General features: G+C 60.2%; 2 protein-coding genes. Both read left to right on the top strand.

From position 1 onward, the window contains the following. Positions 1-276: 276 nt before the first annotated feature. Positions 277-1551 carry a glutamyl-tRNA reductase gene (gene hemA / locus A3754_RS24320; protein ID WP_063521582.1) on the top strand — a complete coding sequence of 425 codons (1275 nt, stop codon included), beginning with the start codon at positions 277-279 and terminating at the stop codon, positions 1549-1551. A gap of 48 nt (positions 1552-1599) precedes the next feature. Further along, the coding region (locus A3754_RS24325; RefSeq protein ID WP_156497203.1) for a PCRF domain-containing protein at positions 1600-2287 on the top strand (688 nt) is incomplete at its 3' end.

Genomic DNA, 2287 nt, shown 5'->3' on the forward strand with positions numbered 1-2287 from the left:
GCGCAGCCGTGGATCAGGAGTGCGCCGCAGAGCGGCAGAATCGCGTAACGGGTCATTAAGGTCGGTATGCCTGTTTCTGTTTAGGCTATCATGGCACAGCGATTGGCCATTGCCCAAGCCATGAAGTGGTGTGCGCTACCATACCGGTTTGCTCTCCGGGCTGACATTGTTTTGGCAGGCGCTTTCGCGCAAAATGCCACACCCTTGCGCCCCGGCTTTTTCGGGGTTTACGGGCTGGCCACGGCCGCCTGCTGTCACTGTCGCGCACAGGAATGTATGAATCTAGTCGCTGTTGGCGTCAATCACACCACCGCGGATGTGGAGCTACGCGAACGTCTGGCGTTCTCAACGCAGCAGGCGGAAGCGGCGCTGGCCAGCTTGCGTGAGATGCCCGGTGTGCGCGAGGCTGCCTTGCTGTCTACCTGTAATCGCACCGAGCTGTATTGCCTCACCGACGACACTGCCCCTGACTTTACCCAATGGCTGGCATCCAGCCGGCACTTGTCTGCGGAGCGTTTGTCCACGGTGCTGTATCAGCACTCCGGGGAGCAGGCGCTGGAGCACATGATGCGGGTGGCGGGCGGCCTGGATTCGCTGGTGCTGGGCGAGCCCCAGATTTTGGGTCAGATGCGTGAAGCCTATGCCCGTGCCCACGAAGCGGGCCTGCTCAATGGCGAACTGTCGCGCCTGTTCCAGGAAGTCTTTTCGGTGGCCAAACGCATTCGCACGGAAACCGGCATCGGCGCCAATCCGGTATCGGTGGCCTATGCGGCGGTATCCTTTGCCCGCCACATCTTTGCGGACCTGAAAAAAAGCCGGGCATTGTTGATCGGTGCCGGTGAAATGATCGAGTTGGTGGCCCGTCACCTGGGCGAGCAACAGGTGAAGGAAATTACCATTGCCAACCGCACCCAGGAACGGGCGAGCGAGCTGGCAGCGGCCGTGGGCGGCCGGGGCATCAGCCTGGAAGAATTGCCGGTGGCGCTGGAAAGTGCCGATATCCTGATTTCCTGTACTGCCGCCCCGTTGCCGATTCTGGGCAAAGGCATGGTAGAGCGGGCCCTGAAAAAACGTCGCCACCGGCCCATGTTCATGGTGGATATCGCCGTGCCACGGGATATCGAACCGGAAGTGGGTGAGCTGGACGACGTTTACCTGTACACGGTGGATCACCTGCAGGAAGCGATTCAGGAGAATGTCCGTGCCCGTCAGCAGGCGGCCCAGGAAGCCTCGGAATTGATTCGTGACGCCATCGTGCGGCATCGCCGTCAGCGTCGTGAGCAGGATGCCGTCAAGGTGTTGCGCGACTACCGTGAGCAACGCACCAGCATGGCGGAGAGTGAACTGGAAAAAGCCCTTCAGCAGTTACGCAATGGCGGGGATGCGGAACAGGTGCTGCGCAAGTTTCAGCATTCGCTGGTGAACAAGTGGCTGCATACGCCCAGTGTGACCTTGCGAAAAATGGCGGCTGATGGTCGCGCCGAAGCCCTGTTACTGGCCCGCGAGCTGTTGCTCGACAATCCGGGTTCCTCGTCCGAAGAAAACGAATAGCTCGCCCGAATACACCCCTGAATAAAGCGCTGTGCTTTAGAGGATTCTATGAAAGCGTCATTGCAAGGCAAGCTGGACAAGCTCGCAGACCGGTTCGAAGAGCTGGCGGGGCTGCTGTCTGACCCGGATGTGATCGGCAATCAGAACCAGTTTCGTGATTTGTCCCGGGAATACGCGGAAATCGATCCGGTGGTGAAATGCTATCAGGAGTATCAGCAGGCGGCGGAAAACCTGGATGCGGCCAAAGCCATGCAGGACGACAGCGATCCGGATATGCGCGAAATGGGCGCGGAAGAAGCCCGCGATGCCCAGGCGCGCATGGAGGCGCTTGCCGAAGAACTGCAGAAACTGATGTTGCCGAAAGATCCCCGAGACGGCGCTAACGTGTTCCTCGAAGTCCGCGCCGGCACCGGTGGCGACGAAGCGGCCCTTTTTGCCGGCGACCTGTTCCGCATGTATTCCAAGTATGCGGATCAACGCGGCTGGAAAGTGGAAATGGTCAGCGCCAGTGAGGGCGAGCACGGCGGGTACAAGGAGGTGATTGCGCGGGTGATCGGTGAGGGCGTCTATTCGCGCATGAAATTCGAATCCGGGGCCCACCGGGTGCAGCGGGTGCCGGCTACGGAATCCCAGGGGCGGATCCATACCTCCGCCTGTACGGTGGCAATCATGGCGGAAGCCGAGCAGCTGGGCGATATCATCATTCGCAACGAAGACCTGCGCATCGATACCTACC

This window comes from Alcanivorax sp. HI0083 (genome assembly GCF_001635175.1).

Excerpts from the sequence above, each read along its gene's own strand:
- hemA (WP_063521582.1), top strand. The coding sequence starts at position 277 with ATGAATCTAGTCGCTGTTGGCGTCAATCACACCACCGCGGATGTGGAG.